At 62.5% G+C, this 25,944-nt stretch carries 22 protein-coding genes and 1 riboswitch; of the genes, 11 read left to right on the top strand and 11 right to left on the bottom strand.

From position 1 onward, the window contains the following. Positions 1-217 precede the first annotated feature (217 nt). The 3 genes from ACI0FO_RS28060 to ACI0FO_RS28050 all read left to right on the top strand — a co-directional run bounded on the left by ACI0FO_RS28060 (position 218) and on the right by ACI0FO_RS28050 (position 1,990). Positions 218-592 (top strand): YggL family protein, encoded by a 375-nt coding sequence (locus ACI0FO_RS28060; RefSeq protein ID WP_416031870.1) that lies wholly within the window; start codon positions 218-220, stop codon positions 590-592. Positions 593-704: 112 nt separating this feature from the next. Further along, complete coding sequence (locus ACI0FO_RS28055; RefSeq protein WP_416031869.1) at positions 705-1,478, top strand: hypothetical protein; 774 nt, start codon at positions 705-707, stop codon at positions 1,476-1,478. Continuing rightward, on the top strand, positions 1,475-1,990 hold the full coding sequence (locus tag ACI0FO_RS28050) for a type II toxin-antitoxin system VapC family toxin (RefSeq protein ID WP_313463649.1): 516 nt from the start codon (positions 1,475-1,477) through the stop codon (positions 1,988-1,990). Before ACI0FO_RS28055 ends, ACI0FO_RS28050 begins: the two co-directional genes overlap by 4 nt. A 33-nt stretch (positions 1,991-2,023) precedes the next feature. Here the strand turns inward: ACI0FO_RS28050 and ACI0FO_RS28045 are convergent, their stop codons facing one another. The 4 genes from ACI0FO_RS28045 to ACI0FO_RS28030 form a co-directional block, all read right to left on the bottom strand. Next, positions 2,024-5,140 (bottom strand): type I restriction endonuclease subunit R, encoded by a 3,117-nt coding sequence (locus tag ACI0FO_RS28045; RefSeq protein WP_416031868.1) that lies wholly within the window; start codon positions 5,138-5,140, stop codon positions 2,024-2,026. A gap of 201 nt (positions 5,141-5,341) precedes the next feature. After that, positions 5,342-6,109, bottom strand: coding sequence for a DUF91 domain-containing protein (locus ACI0FO_RS28040; protein ID WP_416031867.1), 768 nt, complete (start codon positions 6,107-6,109; stop codon positions 5,342-5,344). Next, positions 6,106-7,479, bottom strand: coding sequence for a restriction endonuclease subunit S (locus ACI0FO_RS28035; RefSeq protein ID WP_416031866.1), 1,374 nt, complete (start codon positions 7,477-7,479; stop codon positions 6,106-6,108). The genes ACI0FO_RS28040 and ACI0FO_RS28035 overlap by 4 nt, the downstream gene beginning before the upstream one ends. Then, positions 7,476-9,323 carry a type I restriction-modification system subunit M gene (locus ACI0FO_RS28030; RefSeq protein ID WP_416031865.1) on the bottom strand — a complete coding sequence of 616 codons (1,848 nt, stop codon included), beginning with the start codon at positions 9,321-9,323 and terminating at the stop codon, positions 7,476-7,478. The genes ACI0FO_RS28035 and ACI0FO_RS28030 overlap by 4 nt, the downstream gene beginning before the upstream one ends. Before the next feature lie 148 nt (positions 9,324-9,471). Continuing rightward, positions 9,472-9,563: riboswitch (TPP riboswitch) on the top strand. Between the two features lie 69 nt (positions 9,564-9,632). Here ACI0FO_RS28030 and ACI0FO_RS28025 point away from each other — a divergent pair. From ACI0FO_RS28025 to ACI0FO_RS28000, 6 genes are read left to right on the top strand one after another with little or no spacing between them, the layout of a single operon-like run. After that, positions 9,633-10,715, top strand: a complete 1,083-nt coding sequence (locus ACI0FO_RS28025) for a long-chain fatty acid--CoA ligase (protein WP_416031864.1) — start codon at positions 9,633-9,635, stop codon at positions 10,713-10,715. Beyond that, a complete protein-coding gene (locus tag ACI0FO_RS28020; RefSeq protein WP_416031863.1) occupies positions 10,712-12,172 on the top strand; it encodes an acyl-CoA reductase in 1,461 nt (486 codons plus the stop codon). The genes ACI0FO_RS28025 and ACI0FO_RS28020 overlap by 4 nt, the downstream gene beginning before the upstream one ends. After that, positions 12,169-12,933: an ABC transporter ATP-binding protein gene (locus tag ACI0FO_RS28015; RefSeq protein WP_416031862.1), complete on the top strand. Its 765-nt coding sequence runs from the start codon at positions 12,169-12,171 to the stop codon at positions 12,931-12,933. The genes ACI0FO_RS28020 and ACI0FO_RS28015 overlap by 4 nt, the downstream gene beginning before the upstream one ends. Beyond that, positions 12,930-13,694: an ABC transporter permease gene (locus tag ACI0FO_RS28010; protein ID WP_416031861.1), complete on the top strand. Its 765-nt coding sequence runs from the start codon at positions 12,930-12,932 to the stop codon at positions 13,692-13,694. Before ACI0FO_RS28015 ends, ACI0FO_RS28010 begins: the two co-directional genes overlap by 4 nt. A 20-nt stretch (positions 13,695-13,714) precedes the next feature. Continuing rightward, positions 13,715-14,725 carry an ABC transporter substrate-binding protein gene (locus tag ACI0FO_RS28005; RefSeq protein WP_416031860.1) on the top strand — a complete coding sequence of 337 codons (1,011 nt, stop codon included), beginning with the start codon at positions 13,715-13,717 and terminating at the stop codon, positions 14,723-14,725. Position 14,726: 1 nt separating this feature from the next. Next, on the top strand, positions 14,727-15,506 hold the full coding sequence (locus tag ACI0FO_RS28000; RefSeq protein ID WP_416031859.1) for a 3-oxoacyl-ACP reductase: 780 nt from the start codon (positions 14,727-14,729) through the stop codon (positions 15,504-15,506). Positions 15,507-15,526: 20 nt separating this feature from the next. On the opposite strand, the gene ACI0FO_RS27995 is transcribed toward ACI0FO_RS28000, so the two are convergent. Further along, positions 15,527-15,997, bottom strand: a complete 471-nt coding sequence (locus ACI0FO_RS27995; RefSeq protein ID WP_416031858.1) for an Lrp/AsnC family transcriptional regulator — start codon at positions 15,995-15,997, stop codon at positions 15,527-15,529. Positions 15,998-16,187: 190 nt separating this feature from the next. Between ACI0FO_RS27995 and ACI0FO_RS27990 the strand changes: the two genes are divergently transcribed. Together ACI0FO_RS27990 and ACI0FO_RS27985 are read left to right on the top strand one after the other, a co-directional pair. Next, entirely contained in the window at positions 16,188-16,832 is a 645-nt protein-coding gene (locus ACI0FO_RS27990) for a LysE family translocator (protein WP_416031857.1), read from the top strand. 64 nt (positions 16,833-16,896) lie between these two features. Beyond that, positions 16,897-17,805 carry an EamA family transporter gene (locus ACI0FO_RS27985; RefSeq protein ID WP_416031856.1) on the top strand — a complete coding sequence of 303 codons (909 nt, stop codon included), beginning with the start codon at positions 16,897-16,899 and terminating at the stop codon, positions 17,803-17,805. Between the two features lie 41 nt (positions 17,806-17,846). On the opposite strand, the gene ACI0FO_RS27980 is transcribed toward ACI0FO_RS27985, so the two are convergent. The 6 genes from ACI0FO_RS27980 to ACI0FO_RS27955 all read right to left on the bottom strand — a co-directional run bounded on the left by ACI0FO_RS27980 (position 17,847) and on the right by ACI0FO_RS27955 (position 25,941). Then, positions 17,847-18,827, bottom strand: a complete 981-nt coding sequence (locus tag ACI0FO_RS27980; protein ID WP_416031855.1) for a Bug family tripartite tricarboxylate transporter substrate binding protein — start codon at positions 18,825-18,827, stop codon at positions 17,847-17,849. 134 nt (positions 18,828-18,961) lie between these two features. Continuing rightward, on the bottom strand, positions 18,962-19,747 hold the full coding sequence (gene otnI / locus ACI0FO_RS27975; RefSeq protein WP_416031854.1) for a 2-oxo-tetronate isomerase: 786 nt from the start codon (positions 19,745-19,747) through the stop codon (positions 18,962-18,964). Between the two features lie 116 nt (positions 19,748-19,863). Then, positions 19,864-21,975: a TonB-dependent receptor domain-containing protein gene (locus ACI0FO_RS27970; RefSeq protein WP_416031853.1), complete on the bottom strand. Its 2,112-nt coding sequence runs from the start codon at positions 21,973-21,975 to the stop codon at positions 19,864-19,866. Positions 21,976-22,160: 185 nt separating this feature from the next. After that, entirely contained in the window at positions 22,161-23,210 is a 1,050-nt protein-coding gene (locus ACI0FO_RS27965; RefSeq protein ID WP_416031852.1) for an ABC transporter substrate-binding protein, read from the bottom strand. 93 nt (positions 23,211-23,303) lie between these two features. Next, a complete protein-coding gene (locus tag ACI0FO_RS27960) occupies positions 23,304-24,281 on the bottom strand; it encodes a CobW family GTP-binding protein (RefSeq protein WP_416031851.1) in 978 nt (325 codons plus the stop codon). A gap of 1 nt (position 24,282) precedes the next feature. Further along, a complete protein-coding gene (locus ACI0FO_RS27955) occupies positions 24,283-25,941 on the bottom strand; it encodes an amidohydrolase family protein (RefSeq protein ID WP_416031850.1) in 1,659 nt (552 codons plus the stop codon). Positions 25,942-25,944 lie beyond the last annotated feature (3 nt).

Raw genomic sequence — 25,944 nt, 5'->3', positions numbered from 1 at the left:
GCCTGGTAGCTCAGTCGGTAGAGCAGAGGATTGAAAATCCTTGTGTCGGTGGTTCGATTCCGCCCCAGGCCACCAAACTCCCAAGTCTGCGCAGCAGCGAAGATTTTTGCACCCCAGCCTCGGATGACGCGCCAAATCGGTGCTACGAAGGCCGTTCCGGGCGCCTCATCCTGCCAGCCCCGCCCCCTCCGCCGCCGAAGCGTTTGATTCCAAACTCTTGCCCAAACCCAAGATGCGAACACCTTCCTTTAACGTTCCCGCCGGCAAACGACTAGATCGTCTCACCCGCCGCCAACGCAAAAAGCTGCACGTCGGGGAATTTCAGCAATTCGTCTTTGAAGTTAGAGCATTGCTCAAAGAGGACTCAAGTGACGAAACCTTGCTCGACTCGCTGATCGACATGATCGAATCTCGCAAGTTGTATTTTGGTGGAATGGTGGGGCAAAGCAAAATTGATGGCCTCGTGTCCTCTGCGATCGGCTCGCCTTCCGACGAGGATCGTCAAGCGGTGCTGGACTGGCTCCACAAGCGCCCGGAAGTCACGGAAGCCAAAGCGGGCGCATTTGTCGATGCTTGGTACGGTTGGGACTAAGTCCTGCCGCGCAGGACCGTGCAGTCGAGAGAGAGTCAAATTCGACACTCCTAGACTCCTGACGATTGTTACAAACGTCCAAAACGCCGAGACAAGCCCTACAATCTTCGTTATGGAACCGGCCAACCACCTTCGCTTTGCTGTCCGCGACCGCATCAACGGCATTGATGTGGGGCCGAAGCATGTTCCACTGAATCTGTTAGGTGAGTTTCAGAAGGACGTCAGTGATTTTTTGCAGGGCTCGACCCGAGAGGTGAACCCTGCGGAAGTGCTGGTATCCATAGACGAAGGGTCGCTGGTTTTAGTAGCGACAGGGCTTCTGGGAGCCTCGATGCTGTGGTCGGATGTAGCGCAATTGGCCAACCCCGGTTCATTGAGCGCCATCGACCCCAAGCGAGCCACGGTCATTGAGCGCTGGCAAGCCCAGGCCCGCAGCAACCCAAACCGCATTTACCGCCTGGAGAACGCGGCGAATCGTCCTCTCACTACTATCAACGCCCAGTCAGACTTCAAGCAGTCGGTCGATATCTGGGTAACGGTTGAAAAGTACCTGCACGGCAAAATCGTGGACTGGGGCGGCAAGACCAAAGCCAACGTCCATCTCGTGCTCGAAAACGGTAAATCCCTCACGGTGGCGGCCACCCAGCAGCTACTCGCCCAAGAGAGTGAAAACCGCCTCTACCGCTCGGCGTTGCTGCATGTGACGGCAGAGGAAAATCTGCGCACGGGTGAACTCCGCAATTTGAATCTACGTTCATTCGAAGCCCATCACCCGGCGTACGACGAGGACGAGTTCCAGCAAATGGTACGCAAAGGGACTGCCGCATGGGCGGACGTATCCAATGCCACCCAATGGGTTGAGTCGCTGCGGGGCGACGACACATGACCGCCGCAGTGCTGTTGGACACCAGCTATCTGATCTCTCTGGTCGACGCCACTCGTCCCAATCACCCCACTGCCACCAAGTACTTCCGACAGATGCTGGACGAGTCGCTGCCGATTTACTTTTCGGCCGTTGTCGCTGCGGAGTTCGGCATCAAGCAGCCAATTACTGATTTGCCGCTACAAAAATTCCGTCACTTGCCCTTCAATATTCCACATGGGCAACGCGCCGCCCAGCTATGGAATGCGCTGGGCTCACGGAACGACGACACTCCCCGCCCAGTGGCACGCGACGACATCAAACTGATCGCTCAAGCCTGCCACGAACGCATTCCCTTCATCCTCACTGAGGATGCGTCGTCGTTGCATAAGTATTGTGATCGGCTACGTGACGCCGCGACATGCCAGGTGCGATCCATCGTGCTGTCGGCCGGCTATGACCCAGGAGCATTCCGATTGGATGGCCAGCAAGGTTTCGACCTGGGCGACGACGAGCCCTTGCAAACGATCCCCTGATCAGCCACCGCCAAGAAGGGATCGCTGAGTTTCTTACGCATTAGCGCCGGCATCTGTCGGGCGGTCGCGCAAGCTTTCGTACAACTGCCCCGGCCCCAGAAGAATATCCTTAAGCCCCTCGCGCACCTTTGCGGACCCGAGCGCCTGCGTGCTCATCGCCTGATGGGCCTCGAACGCATCCATGATGGCATCGACCAACGCCTTGCCCAGATCGGGTGAATTAGCGAATTGCTCTTTGGTATTGCTGGCCGCCTGCTGCGCCAATGTCTCGTTTTCCAGCAGTTTTCCCTTGAGGACGCCGTTTACGTAGACGAGCTGGTCACCCTCAGACAGCTCGCCCTCGAACAATCCATTGACCTTTTCAATGATCTCGACCAAATAGGCCTGCTGCTTTTCCTGGACGCTGCCGCTCCCCACTGCGTCCATCGGCGGCAAGGCATAGCTACCGTCGGCTTTCAGGCCCATGGGTTGTTTGCCCCGACTCCTGAGGGTGTGGTGGGTCAGAACCACCTTTGACAGGTCTACCGTATCGCGTTCCCGGCCGAATTCCAGCAGCGGAATAAGGCGCTTGTAGAACAGAAAGCGCTTTTCGATACCCGTATTGCCATAATCAAAAATCTGGCTCAAGAACGCGTACAGACGCACATAGGCGCCCATGTCATTCTTGAATAGCAGCAACGCCTCCAACTGGTCTTTGGCCGCTTTGGCTACCTTGTCGTCATGCTTTTCTTCGGCGGCCAGCCGCTCTTGTTGCGCCACCTTGTACCGCTTGAGCAGGCGGTCAGCGACAGGGGCAATAGCGGCATCGAGCTGCTTCTGTGTACCATGTGGATCAAGATCCACCTGTGCCACGCGGTCAACTTCGTATTCGTCGTAGCATCCGGACGCGTCCAGCTTGGCGCGCAGGTCGTAAACCAAGTGCGGGTCGGTCACTGCCTCCAATTCAGCGGTCTCGTAGTAGGTTTTGAAGGCCTTAAGAATGTCCGCAGGCTCGTTGACGAAGTCCAGGATATAAGTCCTGTCCTTGTCGGGATACGCCCGATTCAAACGCGATAGCGTCTGCACCGCCTGAATTCCTCCCAGCATTTTGTCTACATACATGCCACACAACAGCGGTTGGTCAAACCCCGTCTGAAACTTGTTGGCCACCAACAGTAGGTGATAGTCCTGCCCTTTGAAAACCTCACGGATTTCGCGACCGCGCAAACCGGGATTAAGCGCTTCGCTGTTCTCCGTCACGGGATCGGGAAAACTCTCGGCGTCGCTCACTTCACCCGAGAATGCCACCAATACGCCCAATGGGTAATTCTGTCTGGTGATGTAGCTTCGAATCGCCTTTTGCCAGCGCACGGCTTCTCGACGAGACCCAACCACCACCATAGCCTTCGCCTTGCCTTCCAGCAAAGGCTGTACGTTCTCGCGATAGTGCTCGACGACGATTTGAACCTTGCTGGCAATGTTGTAGGGATGCAGACGGACCCACTGCATCAGGCCCTTCATCGCCGTGTTGCGCTCGACCTGCTTGTCGTCCCATTCCTGACCGTCGTGCGCCAATTTGAAGGCCAGCTTGTAGTTGGTGTAGTTCTTCAATACATCAAGGATGAAACCCTCCTCAATGGCTTGACGCATCGAATACACATGAAACGGCTGTGGCAAGCCATCCGGGCCTTTGCGGCCAAACAGCTCCAGCGTCTTGCCCTTGGGCGTTGCGGTAAAGGCCACGTACGTCAGCCCCTTTGCGCCAGCACGCGCTTCCATCTGAGCCGCCAATAGCGCTTCTGTGTCGATTTCCCCGCCATCCTGCAAATCGGCCCACTCCTGAGCCGACAGCAACTGCTTGAGCTTGGCCGCTGCTTCGCCTGTCTGCGAGCTATGTGCTTCGTCAGCGATCACCGCAAAGCGCTTCCCCTCCGTAGCCGCCAGCTTCTGCACCTCTTCCAAAGCGAAGGGGAAGGTCTGGATGGTGCAAACGATAATCTTCTTTCCAGCTTTAAGTGCCTGGCCTAACTGGGAACTTTTGCTGCCGTGCTCATTCGTAATCGTTTCAACGACGCCTGTCGTGCGTTCAAAATCGAAAATTGCCTCCTGCAACTGCGCATCCAACACTGTCCGGTCACTGACGACCAGCACGCTGTCAAAGAGCTTCTGATGCTGCGCGTTGTGCAAGTCGGCCAAGAAGTGGGCCGTCCAGGCAATCGAGTTCGTTTTCCCTGAACCTGCGGAATGCTGAATCAGATAGCGTTCGCCCGCCCCCTTATCTAGCACATCTGCAACCAACTTCCGCGTCGCATCCAACTGGTGGTAGCGCGGAAAAATGACGGTTTGAGGCTGTTCCTTGTCGTTGCGCTTACAGATAAGGTAGCGATGCAGAATGTCCAGCCAACTCTCGCGGGCCCAGACTTCTTCCCACAGATAGGCCGTAGCAAAACCATCGGGATTGGGTGCGTTGCCCGCGCCGCCTTCATTGCCCCGGTTAAAGGGCAAGAAAAAGGTGTCTTTGCCGGTCAACTTGGTGCTCATCATTACTTCGCTTTGGCTCACCGCAAAGTGCACCAACGCACCGCCAGGAAAGCTCAGCAAAGGCTCCTGTACCCCGCCCTTGGGCTGTGGATGCCGATCGAAGCGGTACTGGTCCACGGCGTCCTGCACGCTCTGCGTGAAGTTGCTCTTCAACTCTGCAGTCGCTACTGGAATACCATTGAGAAACAGCACCAGGTCCAACTCGTCCCTGGGACTGTTCGGCGAATGGCAAATTTGGCGCACCACCCGCAGCCGGTTAGCGGCGTACTTCGCCTGGGTTGCCGGGTTAATGGCCAACGCCGGCTTGAACTGCGCTAGTTCAAGCGGTTCCTTCAGGCCCAACATTTCCACGCCCCGGCGCAGCACGTCAAGCGACCCGCGCTCATTCAGGTTCTTGCGGATGCGCTCGGCCAGCACCTGGGGCAAAAAAACCCCATGGGTTTTGGATAGACGCTGCCAGTTGTCGGGCTGCGTAGACTCCACCCACGAAAGTACATCGGGCAGAAACAGGCCGTATGCGCGATCGAAGTGCGCAGCGTCACCTTCTGCGTACAACCACCCATTTGCAGCCAGGTGAGCGCAGATTTCCGATTCGAAGTGCTGTTCTTGATGAAGATTTTGTACGCCCATGGCTGTCCTGTGCCTTGTTCTTGTTAGATCTGTGGATTCAACTTTCCGCGTAACTTCGCTCGATGAGTACACGGGCCTTTTCCAGGTCCGCTCCCGTCCTCAAGCAGAGTTCCACGTCGCCGGTGCCCCAGTGCCCCACTGCACTGACATCACGACTAAACCCGTCTTCGAATGCAACGGTGGCCGGGTTCAATTTGAGCGTTACAAGTAAACGATTGGGAAAGCAATGATGCAGGCAAAGTTCTTCATGCGACGAAACGCCGTATAAAGCTTGAGCGATTTCTGCTGCACATCGTCTCCCAAGCTCAATAGCAAAGAGGTGATCTGCTCGTACAACGCTCGAATCTCAGGGGTTGCCAGCGCCAGCTGCTCTAGTAGCGATTTGTCCTTACCGGCTGATTTTGGCGTTGGCGATGCCACGCCTGGCTGGGAATCTTGAGATTTGACGGTAGTAGCATCCGGAACACTTTGCGCATTGACCAGTTCCAGCAGCAAAAGGTCATCCCCGAAAAGCTTGTAGCGGATGAGCTCGATATTGCGGGGTATCTGTTGCACTGCGTGTGCGTCATAACGGGTGAAGTCAGCTGCAATGCAAAGAAGCCTGGTTCCGGACCACTCGATGCAGTCCGCCGCTTCCTTGCCAAACTTTTCCATCACCAGCCAACGAAATTCAGCTTGATGGTCCATAAGCCAGTCCAGATAAAACAGACCTTGACTCATCACGTTCTCGTGACTGTGCCGCTTATATTCAAGGATGACCGGGCATCCGTTCTCATCCATCCCCAATGAATCGATACGCCCCTTGTGTGTCTTACCGGTGACGTATTCGCTGGCTAAGAATCGAACGCCCAGCAACGTTTCCATCTGGCTTTCGATGAGGATCTGAAGATGCTTTTCGAGGAGAGCAGCGTGACCAGTGAGTTCAATGACGGAGCCATTCTGCAATCGGAAGAGCTGGATGTCACTCATGTTAGAGCTGGCTCCTGCTTTGTCGTCGTTTTTGATGTTCCGCGCACATCGATTTGTCCAGTGACAGCGGCGGCGATGAGAGCAGAGCGGCGCTCCTTAAGAAGCGCAATCGCTCCTTCGCATTCGTGATTCAGGGTGTCGAGATTTTCCAACTCGGCCTCCAAAAAACGACAGATGGCCATTTGCTCACCCAGCGGGGGGACTGGCACGACGAAGCTGCAAATCTGCTCACCGCTGATATGCGGAACGCTGACGCCAGTGGTCTCCGGAGCGAAGTGCGCTTCAAAAGCTCGCGAGCTTAGGAGTCGCATGATGAAACGTCCCTCCATCTTTGAACCTGGCTGCACTTTAGCGACCCGTTGCAGGAGAAGGCAGGGCAGGTCTTCCGACCTAACAAGTGCGACTCGCATGCCACGACTGATGAGCGGCCTATCCATTCCGATTACCACGTCACCCTCGCGAAGCGAAAACGTATCAAGCCCGTCCACCTCTGTATTTGGCCAGTACACAACCTCATCCCAGCGGAGTTCTCCCACGCCAACATTGATACCCCTCAGCAACCTTGTGCCATCCTCGTCAAGCGAGAAGCCAGCGGACGGAAAAGCATAGCCAGGCAAAACGGATATGTAGTATCCAGCCTTACCAACTTTCCAATGTTCCGGCACCTCCCCCAGCCATGCTATGCCGGAATCTTTCATCGGGGCGTTAGAGTTGAGGCCTTTGGTGACGGCGTGGGAAATGGTGGCCTGGCGCTTTTCGGCTAGCAGGGCAATGAGCTTCTCCTGCTCGGCAATCAGCGCGTCGATCTTGGCGGTTTCACGGTCGAGGAATTGCACGATTGCAGATTGCTCGACTGAGGGTGGAAGCGGTGTGGGAACTGCAGCGACTTTCTCGGCAGTGAAGTGAGCGATCGTAGACTTGTTGCATAGGACATCGATATATCCTTTCGCCTTAATCGTAGCGATCCAGTAATACAGGAATTTTGTCGAATCTCCGCCCTTCGCACGAATTCGATTCACTGAATTCTGGATATAGCACTCCGGAATCTCATCGAGCCACAACGCGGAGCGCCCAACATCTCCTCCCTCGCTAACGAGCAGGTCGTTTTCCGTCAACCGTAATTGCTGGACGTCTCGGGCAGAAAACCACATTGATTTAACGTCGGTGATATCAACGCCACTCCATTTAATGTTCGCAGCCCGCATGTACGGTTTCAACAAATCCGTTTCCGAAGCAGAATCCGTCTGCAGCATCTTGCCCAGACAAACTTCATACCTTCGCTTGAGCGGGCCAATGGACCAGTGTTCTGGCAGACTGCCCAACCAATCTATTCCACTGCTTTTGTATTCAAGATATGGAGGACAACTCATTCCGCCAACTCCTCCAGCATCTTCATAATTCTGAGCGACACTGACTTCAAATCCTCGTCAATTGCATGCAAACTTCGAGGTGGTTCAAAAACATAGAAGTGACGATTAAACGGAATCTCATAGCCCACCTTGCTCTTGGTTTCGTCTATCCATGCATCAGGCGCATGCGGTAACACTTCGCGCTCAAAGTAAGTATGGATGTCCTCGGTCAACGGTACGTTCTCCGTATCGCGCAGCGCGCTATCGGGTAGAGGTTTCCCCTTTTGTTTCCCTTTCCCGCCAAGCACGACGTTGCCCGCCTTATCGCGCAGCGGCCGGTCGACAAAGATGGCCGTATAGCCGAAATCCTGGTTCTTGAAAACACGTGAAATCGGCACGCGCTTGAGCTTGCCACCTTCGGGTGCTGTCGGCAGCTTATCGTTACCCATGACAAGCTGCGGCTCACCCTGAACTTGCCCAGCGGCATCCAACACCGTGACCAACCCAGCCTCAACAAACTCCCCAAACAGCCGCGTCACCGTAGCGATATGGTCGTCACCCATCTCCTTGCGCTTGCTGCCCAAGCTCTTGCGCATCTTTTTCCAGAAGCTACTGGCGTCGATAAGTTGCACGAAACCCCGACGGGCAGCCGGCTTCTTGTTAGACAATATCCACACATAGGTAGAAATTCCCGTGTTGTAGAACATGTCCGTGGGCAGACCTACGATAGCCTCCACCAAGTCGTTTTCCAGCACATAGCGACGGATTTCACTCTCTCCGCTCCCGGCTCCACCAGTGAATAGCGGCGATCCATTGAGCACAATGCCGAAGCGGCTGCCACCCTTGCCGTTGACGACCGGGGTCATCTTCGAAAGCAAGTGCATCAAGAACAGCATGGACCCGTCGGAGACGCGGGGCAGACCAGGGCCAAACCGGCCATCAAAGCCCTTGCTCTCATGCTCCTGACGCACCGCCTTTTCGACTTTTTTCCATTCCACGCCAAACGGCGGGTTGGACAGCATGTAGTCGAACTTCAGTCCGGCATGGCCATCGTCACTGAGGGTGTTGCCTGCAACGATATTCTCCACCGGCTGGCCCTTGATGAGCATATCGGCCTTGCAGATGGCATAGGACTCATCATTGAGTTCCTGCCCGAACATGTTCAAGCGCGCCTGCGGGTTATGAGCCAGCAGGTGTTCGCCAGCGATCGACAGCATGCCGCCGGTTCCGGCCGTGGGGTCATAGATGGTGCGCACCACGGCAGCGCCAGGGGTAAGTACGTCGTCGTCCTCGATGAACAACAGGTTCACCATCAGGCGGATGACCTCTCGCGGCGTGAAGTGTTCCCCGGCCGTCTCGTTGGAAATTTCCGCGAACTTGCGGATCAATTCCTCGAACACCAGGCCCATGCTGGCGTTGTCGACCTCTGTCGGATGCAGGTCGATGTTGGCAAATTTCTCGGTGACGAGATACAACAGGTTGGCCTTTGCAAGGCGTTCTACCTGCGTGTAGAAATCGAATCGTTCGAAGATGTCCCGCGCCGCCGGAGAAAAGGCTTGGACATAGGCGTAGAGGTTCTGGCGAATGTGGTCCTGGTCGCCCCGCAGCTTTTCCATGTCCAGCGGCGAAGTGTTGTAGAAACTGGTTCCAGCCTTGCGCAGCAGGAAGGAATCGGGGTTCAGGCCTGCCTTCGTCTTCGCTTCAAATTCAGCAAGCACGGCGGGCTTGGTCTTTGTCAGTACGCAGTCCAGACGACGCAAGACGGTGAACGGCAGGATGACGCGCCCGTACTCGGATTGTTTGTAGTCTCCACGCAGGAGGTCTGCGACCGACCAAATAAACGCAGAAAGAGATTGAGGATTCATGAATTGCTGCTACCCGCCATTTTTTTCAACCTGTAACTTTAATCGATTGTGCGTGGGCCAACGTTTTTCGGAAAACGTATACAAATTTCGGACAGATATGCCAAACCCGCTTGGGCAAAACAGCGAGCCCCCATTGCAGGGTAAAATCGCTCTTGCTCCGGGGTGCACGCCAGTGCTGAGATTCAGACCCGCGAACTTGACCCGGTTCATGCCGGCGTAAGAAGAGCATTTGCCTTGCCAGACCGCGCCCCTGCGCCGCTTGCGCAGGCGGGCTTCGGAGCTTCCCTGTACTGGAATCAACGAACGCCCATGAACAACGTCGCCCCGCCGGTCGCGGACCTACTCGAATTCATTGCCCAGGACGGCTGCACCGACGAGCAGTTCGATCAGCTCGCGCTGCGCCTCTTCGCCTATCAGTACGGTGCCAGCGCGCCCTATCGCAGCTTCTGCCAGCGCCGCGGCGCGACGGTGCGCAACGTGAAGACGTGGAGCGATATTCCGGCAGTGCCCATCGATGCCTTCAAGGCGATGGAACTGCGTTGCGAAGCGCCCCGGCCCGACGAACGCGTGTTCATGACCAGCGGCACGACACGCGCGGATATGCGCGGGCGCCACTTTCATCCGCACCTGGACGTCTACGACCTGTCCATGACGCGCAATTTTGCCCAGCGCGTCATGCAGGGCACGGCGCGTTTGCCGATGGGCATTTTGTTCCCCGACGAAATCGAGATGCCCAATTCATCATTGGCGCATTATCTGGCGCTGGCGAAGTCCGTTTTCGGCACGGAAGACAGCCGCTACTTCATGTCGGCGCAAGGCATCGACCTGGACGGTTTGTGGCGCCAGCTGGAAGAGGCCGAGCGCCGAGGCGAGCCCTATGCGCTGCTGGGCGCCAGCTTCAGCTTTGTGCATGTGATCGACGCGCTGCGCAAGGAAGGCCGTTCGTTCCGCCTGCCGCCGGGCAGCCGCATCCTGGATACCGGCGGCTACAAGGGCCAGTCGCGCGAATTGCCGCTGGACACCTTCTATTCGGAGCTTTCGGCGCTGTTGGGCGTGCCGCGCGCGTTGTGCATCAACATGTACGGCATGACGGAACTCAGCACGCAGTTCTACGATGACGGCAATGCCGTTGTGCCGTCGGTCAAGTCGGGCCCGCACTGGATCCGTTCGCGTCTGGTCGATCCAGCCACCGGCCGCACCGTGCCGGCCGGCGAACGCGGCATCCTGGCGCACTGCGACCTGGGTAACTTCAATTCGGTCAACACCATCCTGACGGAAGACGTCGGGCTGCCGGCCGACGGCGGCTTCTTGCTGCTGGGGCGCGCCGAGGGCGCTCAGGCCAAGGGCTGCTCGCTAGCGGTGGAAGAGTTCATCCGGTCGGCCACGCCATGAAGACCGTGCGGGTCGAAGCGGGCTACTTGCCGGGACTGGCCGCAGCAGACGTCCAGTGGCAAACCTTGCCGTTCGCGCAGGGCGGCCAACGCGTCGACGTCGCGGTGCCGGTGTTGTCCGCGCCGCAGATGCAGGCGCTGGCACAGCGCGTCAAGCACGCCAGCGCGCAGCATCTGAAGACGATGACGGTGTCGGACATCATCGCCGTCATCGACCGCGTCATCGCCCGCCTGCTGGACCCGGACGACCCGTATCGGCGGCAGGCCGACGCGCTGCTGCCGATTGTCAGCGGGTACGACGCCGAGATGGTGCGGCTGGGGCTGACCGGTTTTTTCAAGACCTTTCGCGCCCCGCAGCTGCATCGCTTCGTAGCCGAAGATTTTGCCAACCCCAAGGTGCTGGACGGTTTCCAGCCTGCGGCCAAGGGCGGCGCCGTGCGTGCCTACGGTCCGCAGCTGCTTGCGCACAGCTGGGCCGGCAATGTGCCCGCGCTGGCGCTGTGGAGTCTGGTCTGCGGCCTGCTGGTGAAGGCGGGAAATATCGGCAAGGTGCCCAGCGCCGAACCGTTGTTCGCGGGCTGGTTCGCGCGGCTGCTGGCGGAAGTTCATCCGCCGCTGGCAGAGTGCCTGGCCGTGGTGTGGTGGCGCGGCGCAGGCGACGACGACGCGTCGGCGCTCTACGCTCAGGCCGACACGGTGGTGGCCTATGGCGGCAATGACGCGCTGCACGCCATTCAGCGTCGCCTGCCGGTCACGACGCGTTTTTTGGCCCACGGCCACAAGCTGGGTTTCGGCGTGGTCAGTGCGATGGCGCTGGATGCCCAGAAGGCGCCCGCGCTGGCCCGCCGCGCCGCGTGGGACGTGATGCGCTATGACCAGCAAGGCTGTTATTCCCCACATGTGTTCTATGTGCAGCGCGGCGGCGCGGTCTCGCCGCGCGACTTTTCGGGCTATCTGGCGGGCGAGCTGTCGAACCTGCAACGGCGCTTTCCGCGCCGCGCGCTGGAACTGGAAGAATCGGCCGCCGTGGCGAAGTGGCGCCAGTCGATCGAATGGGCGCTGTCGCCGAATGGCGCGGATGCCCTGATCGGCGACCCCGCCGCGCCCTGGAGCGTGGCCTACGCCGACGATGCGGCGTCGCTGACGCCGACGGCCCTGCAGCGCAGCATCACGGTCGCCGGCATCGACGCGCTGGACGACGTGGCGCCGCTGGTGGAGACCCGCCGCGAATTCCTGCAAACCGCCGGCGTGGCCGCCACGCCGGAAGAGCTGTACCGGCTGGCCGAGCAACTGGGTGCGGCGGGCGTCACGCGCATCAGCGCCATCGGCGCGATGAGCACGCCGGAAGCCGGCTGGCATCACGATGGCCGCTTCAATTTGCTGGACCTGGTTCGCATGGCCGAGATCGAACAGTCCGCCGAAGCCGCGACCGAACCGTTCGCGCGCTACGAACCATGAACGCCGATCCGTCCGCGCCTTTCCTGAACATCGAGGGGGTCGTCTACACCTACCCTGGCCGGCCGGCCATCGTCGACGGCATTGACTGGCGGCTTGCGGCCGGCGGATTCCATTGTCTGGTCGGCCGCAGCGGATGCGGCAAAACGACACTGCTCAAGTTGGCCGCGGGCCTGCTGACGCCGCAGTCCGGCCGCGTCCGGCGGTGGGACGGCACGCCCGCCATGCCCGGTCCGCAGCTGGGCTATGTTTTCCAAGCGCCCACGCTGCTGGAATGGCGCCGCGTCATCGACAACGTGCTGCTGCCCGTGTCGCTGCAGCGCCGGCCATCCGTGGACGACATCGACCATGCGCACGAACTGCTGGCGATGCTGGGCCTGTCCGATCACGCGCGGCATTACCCGCGGCAACTGTCCGGCGGCCAGCAAAGCCGGGTGGCGCTGGCGCGCGCGTTGATCCTTCGGCCGGCCCTGCTGCTATTGGACGAGCCCTTCGCCGCGCTCGACGCGATCACGCGCGGCGAGTTGCAGGACGATCTGATGCGGATGTGCCGCCTGCGCAAGACCACCGTGCTGTTCGTCACGCATGACATTGGCGAGGCCGTGTACCTGGGCGACCGCGTCGCGGTCATGCACCAGGGGCGCATGGTGGCCGACGTGCGCGTGGACCTGCCCGCGCCGCGCACGCAGTCGATGCGGCACGGCGCCGCCTTCAATGCGCATTGCGCGCAGGTGTTCGGATTCATGAACGAGGCGCGCCCATGAAGCAAGCCCTCCATTCCCGCTTCCTGGCGGTCGCGCTGCTTGTCGTCCTGGTGGGCGCCTGGGAGGCGACCGTGCGGCAGGCGGGCATCTCCGCACTGGTGCTGCCCGCCCCGTCCGCCGTGGCCAAGACGTTGTGGACCAGCCTGGCCACCGGCTACCTGTGGCCGCACATCGGCGCGACGCTTGCCGAAATGCTGCTGGGGCTGGCGTTGGGTGGCGCGGCCGGCCTGGCGATGGGCGTGGCGCTGGCCGAATCGGCCTTGCTGGACCGCGTGCTCAAGCCCTACGTCATTGTCAGCCAGGTGGTCCCCAAGCTGGCGCTGGCGCCGCTGTTCGTACTGTGGTTCGGGTTCGGCATGGCGCCCACGGTCGTCATGACCGCCCTGATCTGCTTCTTTCCCTTGATGGAAAACACGTTGACCAGTCTGCGGCAGGTGGATCCGAACCGCCTGCAGCTATTCCGCATGCTGGGCGCCTCGCGCGGGCAGACCTTGCTGCGCCTGAAGCTACCGGCGGGCCTGCCGGGCATTCTGGCCGGCTTGCGCGTGGCGCTGGTGCTGGCGCTGGTAGGCGCCGTGGTGGGCGAATTCATCGGCGCCAGCCGCGGCCTGGGCGCCGTCATCATCGCCGCGCAGGGCATGATGGACACGCCCCTCATGTTCGCCGCGTTGACCGCCATCGCCGCCATCGGATTGCTGGGCTATCAGGCCACGCTGATGCTGGAGCGGCGGCTGCTGCGCCCCTATGCCGATCATTCATGACATTTTCCAGGACTCTTCCCATGCTCCCGTCCCCTACCCGCCGCACGCTGCTGGCCGCGGCCGCGAGCCTCGCCGCGGCGTCTTTGGCGCCGCTGGCTGCGCGCGCGCAAGATGCCCAAACTGCTGCGTCCGGCAAGATCACGCTGGCCGGCTGGAGCAAGCCCATCAGTGAAATCACCCACATCCTGGCTGAACCCGACAAGGGCTTTTTCAAGGCGCAGGGCGTGGAACTGGTCTACCTGCCGGGCGCGGGTGGTGGCGACGCCATCCGCAATATCCTCAGCGGCCAGGCCGACGTGGCGTTCACCGACCCCGGCTCGTTCTTCATGGCCTTGGACAAGGGCGAAAAGCTGCGGGCCATCTACGACATCTATCCGCGGAACGTCTTCAACGTGGTGTCGCTGAAGTCGGCCGGCATCACGCGCCCGGCGGACCTGAAAGGCAAACGCATCGGTGTCTACAGCCTGGCCAGCGGCACGCGCCAGAACCTGCTGGTGCTGCTGCACCAGGCGGGCCTGACCGAGGCGGACGTTGAAATCGTGGTGACCGGCGTGCTGAATTTTGCCCCCCTGCTGCAAGGCCAGGTCGACGCCACCGCGGCCACCGACACCGGGCTGCTGGTGGGACGCCGGCGCGGCCTGGGCGACGTCAACGTGATGAGCGTGGCGGACACCCTTAACGTGTCCAGCGACCTGTTTGTGGTGCGCGAGCAGATTCTCCAATCCAAGCAGGCGCTGCTGCGATCCTTCCTGAAGGCTTACCGCGACAGCGCCGCGTGGATGATCGCCCAACCGGAGGAAGCCGCCACGCTGGCCGGCAAGCGCGCCATCGACGGCACCGACCGCGCCATCAACCTGGAAGTGATCAAGCTGCGCAATGCCGCGTCGATCGCCCCAGGCGGACGCCCGCTGGGCACGATCGATCTGGACTCGCTGCAGAAGGCGGCCGATGTCTACCGAGCGCTGGGCCTGGTGCAACAGCGCATTGACGTGGCGGCTGCCGTGGACGCCAGCCTGCTGCCGGCGGCCTGACATGAACGCCGCCCTGAAGTTCGCAGGCAAGGTGGTGCTGGTGACCGGCGCTAGCCGCGGCATTGGCGCCGAGATCGCGCGCGGCTTTGCGCGGGAAGGCGCGACGGTGGTCGTCAATTACCTGAGCCATGCCGACGCGGCCGAGGCCGTGGTGGCGCAATGCCAGGCCGCCGGCGGCGACGCCTGGGCCGTGCAGGCTGACGTCGGTTCACCGGAAGCGGTTCGCGCCATGGTCGACGCCATCGTGCAGGACGCCGGCCGGCTGGATGTGGTCGTCAACAATGCCTTGCGGCATTACGCCTTCGATCCGCGCCAGCGGACGGCATTCGACGACATCGCCTGGCAGGACTATCAATCGCAATTCGACGGCGCGGTCGGCGCGGCGTTCAACGTCTGCCGCGCCGCGCTGCCGCATTTCAAGCAGCGCGCGCAAGGCTGCATCGTCAACATCGCCACCAATCTGGTCGAGCAGCCGGTGGTGCCGTATCACGACTACACCACGGCCAAGGCCGCCCTGGTGGCGTTCAGCCGCAACCTGGCGTCGGAACTGGGTCCTTTCGGGATACGGGTCAACTGCGTCGCCCCTGGCTTGGTCTACCCGACCCAAGCCAGCGGCGCCGCCCAGGAGTCGTTCCGCGAACAACTGGCCGCCGCCACGCCGCTACGGCGCATCGCCCGGCCCGAGGACATCGCCGGCCCCGTGCTGTTCCTGGCGTCCGACTGGAGCGGATTCATGACCGGGCAAGTGCTGTTCGTGGACGGCGGACTGGTGATGCGCTAGAGAGGGCAAGACGCTGGGCCTCAAGCCGATGTAGGCACCGGCACCGTCAAGCCGTTCTTCACGCGGTTCATCACCACCAGCGTGGAGAAGCGCTTGACGTTCGGGTTGCCCCAGAAGTGGCGCTGCGCGAAGACTTCGTATTCGGCCATGTCGGACATGGTCAGCGTCAGCACGAAATCGACCTCGCCCGTGACCGAGAGGCACTGCATGATCTCGGGCGCGCCCTGCATCGCGCGCTTGAACTGATCAAGCTTGTCGGCGCGTTCGCTTTCCAGCGACACCAGCACCACCATCATGATGCCGCGCCCCACGGCGGCGGGGTCCACCACCGACACGTCGGCCGTGACCACGTTGGATTCGCGCAGCCGCTTCATGCGGCGCAGGCAGGACACCGGCGACAGGTTCACGCGCTGCGCGACGTCCTGGCTGGTGCGCTGGTTGTCTTCCTGCAGGCTTTGCAGGATTTGAAGGTCGAAATCGTCTAGTTCCATGGGGTCTCGGAACGCAGGGGATCGGGCCGAAGCGGGCCATCCCAGATTCTAATCCTGGCGGCGACGGAATCCGGCCCCATTTCGACGGGAAACTTCATTTCCACCCCGCCGGACGCAGGAATTCGTCAGCCGCCTTGCTTACACTGGGAGCCTGCCACCCGCCACGCGGGATTTCCAGCCGTATCCCGCAATGCCCTCACTCCAGCTTTTCCTGCTTTTCCTCGCCGCCGACGCGGCGCTCAAACTCACGCCCGGCCCGGACATGGCGCTGACCCTGTCACGCGGAATGACGCAAGGATTCCGGCCCGCCTTCCATAGCGTGTTGGGCAACGTGGCCGCCGGCTTCATCCAGGTGCCCGCCGTGGTGTTGGGCCTGGCGTCCGTGCTGCGTGCGTTTCCCGCGCTGTTCGTGGGCATCAAGGCGGCGGGCGGCCTGTATCTGGGCTATCTGGGCATCAAGGCGATCATTCGCTGCGTACAGTCGGCCGACGTGTCCTTGAACGCCCGGCCGGGCGACGCCCGCGACGCCTTCTGGCAAGGGTTCATGACGAACCTGCTGAACCCGAAGGTGCTGCTGTTCATGATCGCGTTCCTGCCGCAGTTCACGACCCCGGACAACGGGCCGGTGTGGCTTCAGATGCTGGTGCTGGGCATCACGATGAAGGTGCTGAGCCTGCCCTACGGCAGCTTCTTCGCCTATGGCGCGTCGCGCATCCGCGGCTGGGTCGGGCGCAATCCGTGGTTCCTGCGGATGCAGCAAGGCTTGCTGGGCGCCATCATGGTCGGCCTGGCCCTGTTCGTGCTTTACTCCACCGCCGCCAATCCCTCCCCTTGATGCCTGCGCCCGGCCCTTTTGATCTTCCGCATCGCCCCAACGCGTTGAATTTCCTTTTGTCACCATGACCGCCGCCACTTTGAATACCGGGCACAACGCCTCGGCCTCCACCCTGCTTCCCACCTTGTCGCTGATCGGCGCCATGGCCTCGCTGTGCATCGGTACCTCGTTCGCCAAGTCGCTGTTTCCCGAAGTGGGCGCCCAGGGCACGACCGCCTACCGCATCGTCATCGGCGCCATCATTTTGATTGCGTTCTGGCGCCCATGGCGCTTTCCACTAACCCGGCGGAACGCGGCCAAGATCGCCCTGTACGGCGTCACGCTGGCCTGCATGAACCTGCTCTTCTACATGGCGCTGCGCACCTTGCCGCTGGGCATCGCCATCGCCATCGAGTTCACCGGGCCGTTGACCCTGGCGGTGGTGTTGTCGCGGCGCGCCATCGATTTCGTCTGGATAGCCTGTGCGCTGGCCGGGCTGGTCCTGCTGATCCCCACCGGCCAATCCATCCATGATCTGGACCCCACGGGCATCGCCTACGCGCTGGCCGCCGCGGTCTGTTGGGCGCTCTACATCATCTTCGGCAAGATGGCCGGCAATGTGCATGGCGGGCAAGCGACGTCGCTGGGCCTGCTGGCGGCCACGATGGTCGCGCTGCCCGTGGGCGCGGCCCATGCGGGCATGGCCTTGCTTGATCCCAAGCTGATCCTGGCCGGCATTGGCGTGGGCATCCTGTCCAGCGCGTTGCCGTACTCCCTGGAAATGGTGGCGTTGCGGCGGTTGCCGCAAAAGACCTTCGGCGTGCTGCTCAGCATGGAACCCGCGATGGGCGCGCTGGCCGGCGTGATCGTGCTGAACGAACACCTGACCCAGACGCAGTGGCTGGCCATCTGCGGCATCATCCTGGCGTCGGCGGGTTGCGCCGCGACCGCGCAGCGCAGCCGCAAGCTACCTGCCCCGCCGGCTCCGGACTAGGCAGGTCGAAGGCGCCGGCCAGGCCCGGGGCGCCTTGCCGTTTACTCCGCCGAAATGCCTTTGTGGCGGATCACCGCGCCCCAGCGCTGGTACTCCGCGCCAGCGTAGGCGGCGAAGGCCTGGGGCGTGCTGCCCGCAGGCTCCATGCCTTGCAGCCTTAACTGCTTGACCACGTCGGGCGATTGCAGCGCGGCGACGATTGCGCGGCTCAGCTTTTCGACGATCGGCGCAGGCGTCCCCGCCGGCGCGACAACGCCCTGCCAGGCCGCGGCCTCGAACGTGTGTCCGCCGGCTTCGGCAAACGTCGGCACGTCCGGCAATTGTGGCGATCGCTGCACCGACGGCACCGCAATGGCGCGCAGCTTGCCGGCCTGGATCAAGGGCCGCGCGGCGGCCAGGTCGGCCATCATCATCGGCACCACGCCGGAGGCAACGTCCTGCAAGGCGGGCGGGGTGCCCTTGTAGGGAATGGCGGTCGCCTGGCCGCCGAACGATTCCAGGAACAATTCCATGGCCAAGTGATGGGGACTGCCCACTCCCAACGAGGCATAGCTGCCCGGTTTGGCGCTGCGCAGGTAGGCCATCACGGCGGGCAGGTCGGCCAGGCCCGAACTGGGCGAAACCACCAGCACGATGGGCAGCGCCACCAGCGTCGATACCGGCGTCAGGTTCTTGGCGGGATCGTAGGGCAGGTTCTTGTACAGCCAGGGGTTCAGCGCCAGGGTGCTCATGCCGGCCGTCATCAGCGTATAGCCGTCCGGTGCGGCGCGAGCCGTTTCCTGAGCGGCGACGATGGTGGCGGCGCCAGGACGGTTCTCGACCACCACGGTCTGGCCCAACGATTCACCCACGTGCCGGGCGACGATGCGGGTGGCGATATCGCTGCCGCCGCCCGCGCTGAATGGCACCAGCCACCGGATCGGATGGTCGGGGAAATCCGCCGCGAACGCGGTGGCGGAAAATGCGGCGGCACTCGCCAGCGCCGCCGCCAGCAAAGCGCGGCGGATGTCGCTTGTGATCATGGCCCGGTCTCCTCGAATGGCGTTCGATTGCTTCTTATTAGTTAACATATTAATTATATTTACCGCGACACGCCTTTCCAGGCAACCCGGGAAACCCTCATCGGGAAATCGCGCATTGGCAGCAATCGCGGCAATCAGCCACGGGCGGCGGACAGCCACCGCAGGCCGGCCGACGTGTCGGCCGCAGGCCGGTATTCGCAGCCGATCCAGCCCCGGTAATCCAGCTCGCGCAGCACGCTGAACACCCAGCCGTAATCCAGCTCGCCCCGGTCGGGCTCGTGGCGCAGCGGCACGCCAGCGATCTGCAGATGGCCCACCCGGCCGGTGGGCAGGTATTCGCGTAGCTTGGCGGTGACGTCGCCTTCCACGATCTGGCAATGGTACAGGTCCATCTGCACCTTCAGGTTGGGCGCGTTGACGGCCTGCACGACGGCATGCGCGTCGTCTTGGCGGTTAAGGATATAACCAGGAATGTCGCGCGTATTGATGGGTTCGATCAGCACCGTGACGCCCGCCGATCGCGCCTGGCGCGCGGCCCAGTCCAGGTTCTGGCGGTAGGTGTCCAGCAAGGCCTCGCGCGGCACATCAGGCGGCGCCAGGCCCGCCATCACGTGAACATTCGAGCAGGACAATGCCGTCGCGTAGGACAGCGCCTGTTCGATGCCCGCCTGGAACTCCGCTTGTCGGCCCGGCAGGGCCGCCAAGCCGCGCTCGCCCTGGCTGACCACGCCGGGCGGCGCGTTGAACAGCACTTGCGACACGCCGGCAGCGTCGATGCGCTCGCGCACGAAGGCCGCGGGGGCTTCGTAGGGGAACATGCATTCCACCCCTAAAAAGCCATCCGCGGCGGCCGCCGCGTAGCGGTCCAGGAACGCATGTTCCGGGTACATCATGGACAAGTTGGCGGCGAATTTCAGCATGGCGGGCTCCGGGCCGGGCGGCATCTCCGGCAACTTAGCACACCGCCCGCGGCTTGGCCTTCCGGCGCCGGAATCCCGCTGTTGAAACCAGGCGCGCGGCGCGTAGCCGCAGCGAATCAATACGTCATTCGCACGCCCAGCAGCACGCTGCGGCCCGGCAGCGGCGCCACCGACGAGATGAACGACGCATGGTTGTAGGCCAGCTTGTTCAACAGGTTGGTACCGCGCAGATAGACTTCGTAGCCCGTTTCGCCATAGCGGCCCCGATACGCGACCACGGCATTGACCTGGTTGTAGCCCGGGGTGCTGTCTTCGTAGGACGCAATGTCCTTTTGCGAGAACACGCGCGCGTATTCCACGCCGCCGGACCACTGTTGCCACGTCACGTTGCCGCGCACGCCTGCGCGCGCCGCCGGAATGCGCGGCAGATTGCCGTCGCCGCCCGTCAGCTTGCCGCGCACATAATCGCCGAACACCGCCGCCGAGAACACGGGGGTGAACTGGTGGCGCAGTTCGCCCTCGACGCCCGTGAATTCCGCGTCGCGCTGCGTGTATTCGATCAGGCGGAAGTCTTCATAACGGTCCAGCGTATTCGCGTAGATGTAGTTCTTGACCCGATTGTGGAACACGCTGGCCGAGAACGTGGTGTCGCCCGAGTGCTTGCGCAGGGTCAGGTCGATGTTGTGCGAGGTTTCGCGGCCCAGGTCGGCGTTGCCCAGCTCGTAGGTGTTGGTGGCCAAGTGGACGCCGTCTGCGTACAGTTCCTGCGCGTTGGGCAGCCGTTGCGAACGCGACAGGGACAGCGCCACGGAGTACTGCGGCGCAAAATCCCAGATGGCCGCGGCCGACAGCGACGTGCCAGACAGGCTGCTGCGCGAGGCGCCGCCCGACGGCGAAATGCGCTGCCAGTCCTGGCGTGCGCCCACTTCGAAGCGCCAATCGTTCAACTGGTATTCCTCCAGCACGAACAGGCCGGTGGAGCGCGTCTTGCTGCGCGGCAGGAACGCTTCTTCCCCCTCGGCCCGGAAATCGCTGTAGGCGTTCTGCACGCCCACCACGCCGCGCCAGCCGGCGATCGGCTTGTGCTGCAGTTCCACGCGCAGGTCGTAGCCCTTGTTCTTGAAACGCGTGCCGACCTGGCCGCCTTCGATCTCGTCGTGCTGATAGTCGGTCAGCCCGCCGCGCACGCGGATCTTCTCGAAGCCCGCGAACGGGTCCTGGTATTCCGCGCGCAAATCCAGGCGGTTGCTGCGCAGCTTTACATAGGGCACTTCACCGCCCTCGTGTTCGTGCTCGTGGTCGTGGCCTTCTTCCTCTTCGCCGTGGTCGTGGCCGCCGCAATGCAGGTGCGTGCCGTGCGGGTGGCAGCCTTCGTACTCGTGGTTGTGCCCCGGCAGGCCGTACTTGCTTTCCAGGTGGGTGAACGCCAGGCCCACGTAGCCGCGCGGCGTGATCCAGGACATGCCGACCGACCCTTGCGACGACTCGCTATACGAGCCCGCCAGCTTGCCGCCCGGCCAATCCGGCACGTCGTAATCGCTGGTACGGCGCTTCATGCCTTCCACGCGCACGGCGAACTGGCCTTCACCCGCGGTGATCCCCACCGCGCCCGCGCGCTCCTTGGTGCCGGTTGCACCGCGCAATTCGGCTTCGGCCTCGATGCCCTTTTCCGGTACGTAAGTGGGAACTTTCTTGTCCACCACGTTCACCACGCCGCCGATGGCGCCGCCGCCGTACAGCAGGGTGGCCGGCCCGCGCAGCACTTCGATGCGCTCGGCCAGCATCGGCTCGACCGTCACCGCGTGATCAGGAGAAATGCTGGACGCGTCCATCACCTCGGACCCGTCGGACAGCACCTTGACGCGCGGTGCGGTCTGGCCGCGGATCACCGGACGGCTGGCGCCCCCGCCAAAGGTGTCGCTGTTGACGCCCGGCAGGTTCTTCAACGTTTCGCCCAGGGTGCCGGCGCGTTGCTCGATCAGCGCATCGCCTTCCAGCACGGAGGCGGGCAAGGTCGTGCTGTTCAGGTCCAGGCCCAACGGGTTGGCGGACACGGTGATGGGGGCCAGCGTCTTGGCGCGTTCGGATTCAGCCTGGGCCTCGGCCTGCGCGACGGGCGCCATCAGCATCAACGAACACACCAACGGTTTCAACGCGCCGCGGTGGTTGGTCCGCCGGGCCGGCGCCCCGGCTTTTTCTTTATCGGCCCCTAGCTTCTTGCCTTTCATCTTTGCTCTCTTAGATGTTATATCATTACAAACAGCTTACGAATGATATAACATTTCACGATTGCCGCAAGATGACGCCAGGCAAATTCGCCCTGCCGGTAATCGCGCGGCCGGTGCTAACGGCCGCGCTGAACTTCGGGCGATGCGCCGGACGCAGCCCTACCGCGTCGTGACGCCCACGCCGGTCAACCCGCCTTGAATTCCTTGTTCCAGAATTCCAGCATGTCGGCCTTGCCTTCCGTCAGGCGTTTCAGGTCATAGGCGTGCAGCAGCTTCACTTCCGCCTCCGAGAAGCCCACGCGCTTCAGGTTGTCGGGCAGCGACGCGTTCGTGACCGTGGGCGCATAACCCATTTTTTCGGCGAAGCCGATCTGGCCTTGCGGGTCCAGCATCGCGTTCAGGTATTCCCAGGCCGCGTCCTTGTTGCGGCTGTTCTTGGCGATCCCGGCCTCGAACGACACCGGCACCGAACCTTCCTTGGGGATCACGAAGCCCAGTGGCAAACCGCTGTCCTTCCACTGCAAGGCGCGCGCCTTCCACATGCACGCGATGGCGATTTCGCCGGACTTGAAGGCGGACGCCACCGCCTCGTTGGACGGGTAGATGCGCGGCGCGTTGGCCTTGAGCTTGGTCAGGAAGCGCTTGCCGCCGTCGAAGCTCTTGGTGTCGCCGCCCGCGCCCAGGCCCACGAAGACGGCGTTGTACAGGTACAGAATGTCCGAAAAGCCCACTTGGCCCTTCAGCTTGGGATCCAGCAGCGCTTCCAGGGAATCCGGCGGCGTCGGGAATTTCTCGGTGTTGTAGACCAGCGTCATGGCGCTGAAGATGTGCGGGATCGAATACGCCGTTTTCAACGTGCCGATCGCATGCGCCAAATTGGGCAGCTTGGCCGCGTCGATCGGCTCCAGCGTGCCCGAGCGTTCGGCGTCGTACATGTCGACTTCGCCTAGCAGCGCGACGTCCATGCTGCCGCGCCGCGAGTTCTTTTCGGCGCGCAGCTTGGTGACGCGGCCAACGGCGTTGCCAGTGTCGTAGACGACCTTCACGCCCTTTTTATCGATGATGGGGTTGATGATCTGTTGCAGCAGGTTCTGGTAATCGCCGCCCCAGGTGCCCACGACGATCTCTTTTTCGGCGGCGTGCGCCATGCCCGGCACCCAGCCCAGCGCGGGTGCCAGCGCCAGGCCGGAAGCGGTCTTGATGAAGCCACGGCGAGTCAGGTTTTTCTCTTGCATAACAACCTCGTATCGAAGGGGAACTGACGACTTGCTACGGTGCGGACGCGTGGCCGGCTGTGCCCGGCCGCGCGTCCCGGGTTCGGGCGGCGTTCAGGCCAGCATATCCACGGGCGCATAGGGCGCGGACGCGCGGATCTGGCCGGCGTCGATGTCGCGCGCGATGACGATGATGGCGTCTGGCGCATCGGGTTGCCGCGTCAGGCGTTGCGGCGCGCTGAAGGTGGTGCCCACGGATTGGATCAGGATGGGTTCGGCGCAGTCGTTGACGCGCACCACGGCCTTGACCCGCAACAGGCGATCGCCGCAAAGCCCCGCCAGGTTGTCCAGCCATTCCGAAAAATCGGTCCAACTGATGTCTGCGTGCGCGCGGGCCGCCATGACGCGGATGCGCGGGTGCGCGGCGGCCTGGCTGCCCGTGGTCAGCATCCGCGCGGCCAGTCCCGCCAGGTCCGCGACACCCTGCGATGGCGCGAACGCGGCTTGCACGGCGCGCTGGCGGTCCGGGTCGGCAATGATGGCGGCCAACGGGTTCAGGTTGGCGGCGCGCATGGCGCGTGCTTGCAGCGCGTCCGCCGGCAACAGATCCGTTTTCGTCAGCACGATGCGGTGCGCGGCGCCGAACTGGGCCATGGCTTCGTCCAACTCGGCCAAGGCGTCAGGGTCCCGCGCGCAGTCGTCGGTGCAGACCACCGTTAGGCGCAGGCCGCGGCCGGCCAGTTCGGGATCGGCCAGCGACGCGATGATCGGACCGGGGCGCGACAAGCCGCTGCATTCCAGAATCACCCGTTGGAGCGGGCCGGCGCCGTCGGGACGCGGCGCGTCCAGCAGCGCGCTTAGCGTATAGACAAGGTCGCTGCGCAGCGAGCAGCAGACGCAGCCGTTGGCCATCAGCGTCATCGGCACGTTGTCGCTGTCGTTGGCGACGATGACGCCGTCCACCCCGACCTCGCCCGCCTCGTTGACGATCACGCCGGTGTCTCGGGAAGCCGGGTCGCGCAGGCAGTCCACCAGCAGCGTGGTCTTGCCGCTGCCCAGGAAACCGCAAAGCAGGAACAGGTCGACCGCCATGTCAGGCGTCCGCTTCCGCGTTGTCGCAAGGCGAACCCGCCGGCGAACCGCCGAAGGGCGGACGTTCGCCGTCCGCGTCTTCCGCCCAGCTGTCCTTGACCATCTTGCGCACGTCGGCCAGCAGTTCCGCGGTGTCGTACACCACGCCGGATTTGATCGTGGTCTGCAGGCACCGCTTCCATTCCACCTTGGCCGTATCATCGTTCAAGCGCATGGCGCCGGTGCCGAACAGCAGCTTGAAATCGGTCAACGGATTCTGGTCGTGGATCAGCAGGTCGGCGCGCTTTTGCACGTCGATGGAACCGGTGTCGTCATCGATGCCCAACAGCGCCGCGCTTTGCGAGGTGGCGGCGCGCAGCACTTCGATGGGATGAAACCCCGCTTCCTGCAACAGCTCCAGTTCACGCACGAAGCCGAAGCCGTAGATCTGAAAGATAAAGCCCGAATCACTGCCTGCGCATACGCGGCCGCCCAGGTTCTTGTATTCGTTGATGAACTGCATCCACAAGCGGTAGTTTTGCTTCCACTCGATCTCGTTGGTGGTGCTCCAGCGGTACCAGTAGGCGCCGTGCCCGCCGCGTTGCGGCTGAAAGTACTTCCAGACCGCCTTCCAGGTGTATTCATCATGCCAATCGGCGCGTCGCGCGCGCATCAAGTCGCGGTTGGCGTCGTAGATGTTGAAGGTGGGCACGAAGGTGTGGCCCAATTCCAGGAACTGGTCCATGACCTGGCGCCACTTGGCCGACCCTGGCTGCGCGGCCTGCATGAAGGTCTGGCCGGCCACGGCGAAGCGATAGTACTCATCGCTGTAGTTGTAGTCCGTCGGAAAGGACTGCACGATGCGGTCTTCGAACAGCGCTTCTGGCAAGCCGTAATAGTGTTCGGAGCTGGTCAGTCCCCAACGGGCGGACTTCAGGGCGTTTACCCGCGTGACCGCCATCTGCGCGTGGTGGCACCCTGACCGCAGCCCTAGTTGCGCGGCTTCGTCCAGCGCCGCTTCCATGATGGCTGGCGGCGCGCCGAAGAACTTGATGCCGTCCGCGCCGCGCGCAGCCAGCTTGCGCACCCATTCGCGGCCCTGCTCCGGCGTGTGGATGGTCTTGACGCGGTCGTTCACGGCGGGAAATACGGAATGCACCACCATGCGCGGCGCGGCGATCTTGTTGGCGGCGGACAGTTCGCGCTGTTCCAGCGTCCAGCCCAGCCCGCCCATCGCACCCATCTCGCGCACGGTCGTCACGCCATGCGCCAGCCATAGCTTGTAGATGTAGTCGGCGGGCGGGACGATGCCGCTCATGGCATGGTACGGCGTGCCGATATGCGCGTGCGCATCCACGAAGCCGGGGGTGACGAACTTGCCGTGGCAGTCGATTTCGTGGTCGCCCGGGCCGGGGCGGCGCTTGGGGTCGATGGCCTTGTGCGGCGTGCCCACATTGACCAGCGCGGTGATGCGGTCGTTCTCGATGACGATGTCCACCGGCCCCCAAGGCGGCGCGCCGGTACCGTCGATGATGGTCGCCCCGCGCAGGATCAGCCTGGGGAACGGCCCCAGGCCACGGTCGCGCGGCGCGGGCGCGGTCGGCGGATGCCAGCCCTTGGCGGCGTTGACGTCGCGGGATTCCTCGCCAACTTCCGATTGCGAAAACGTGGGATCGCTCATGGC

This window comes from Achromobacter marplatensis (assembly GCF_049060505.1).
Taxonomy (GTDB): Bacteria; Pseudomonadota; Gammaproteobacteria; order Burkholderiales; family Burkholderiaceae_B; genus Achromobacter; species Achromobacter marplatensis_A.
The sequence above is the reverse complement of the archived record's forward strand: the minus strand, read 5'-3'. Positions and strand labels throughout refer to the sequence as shown.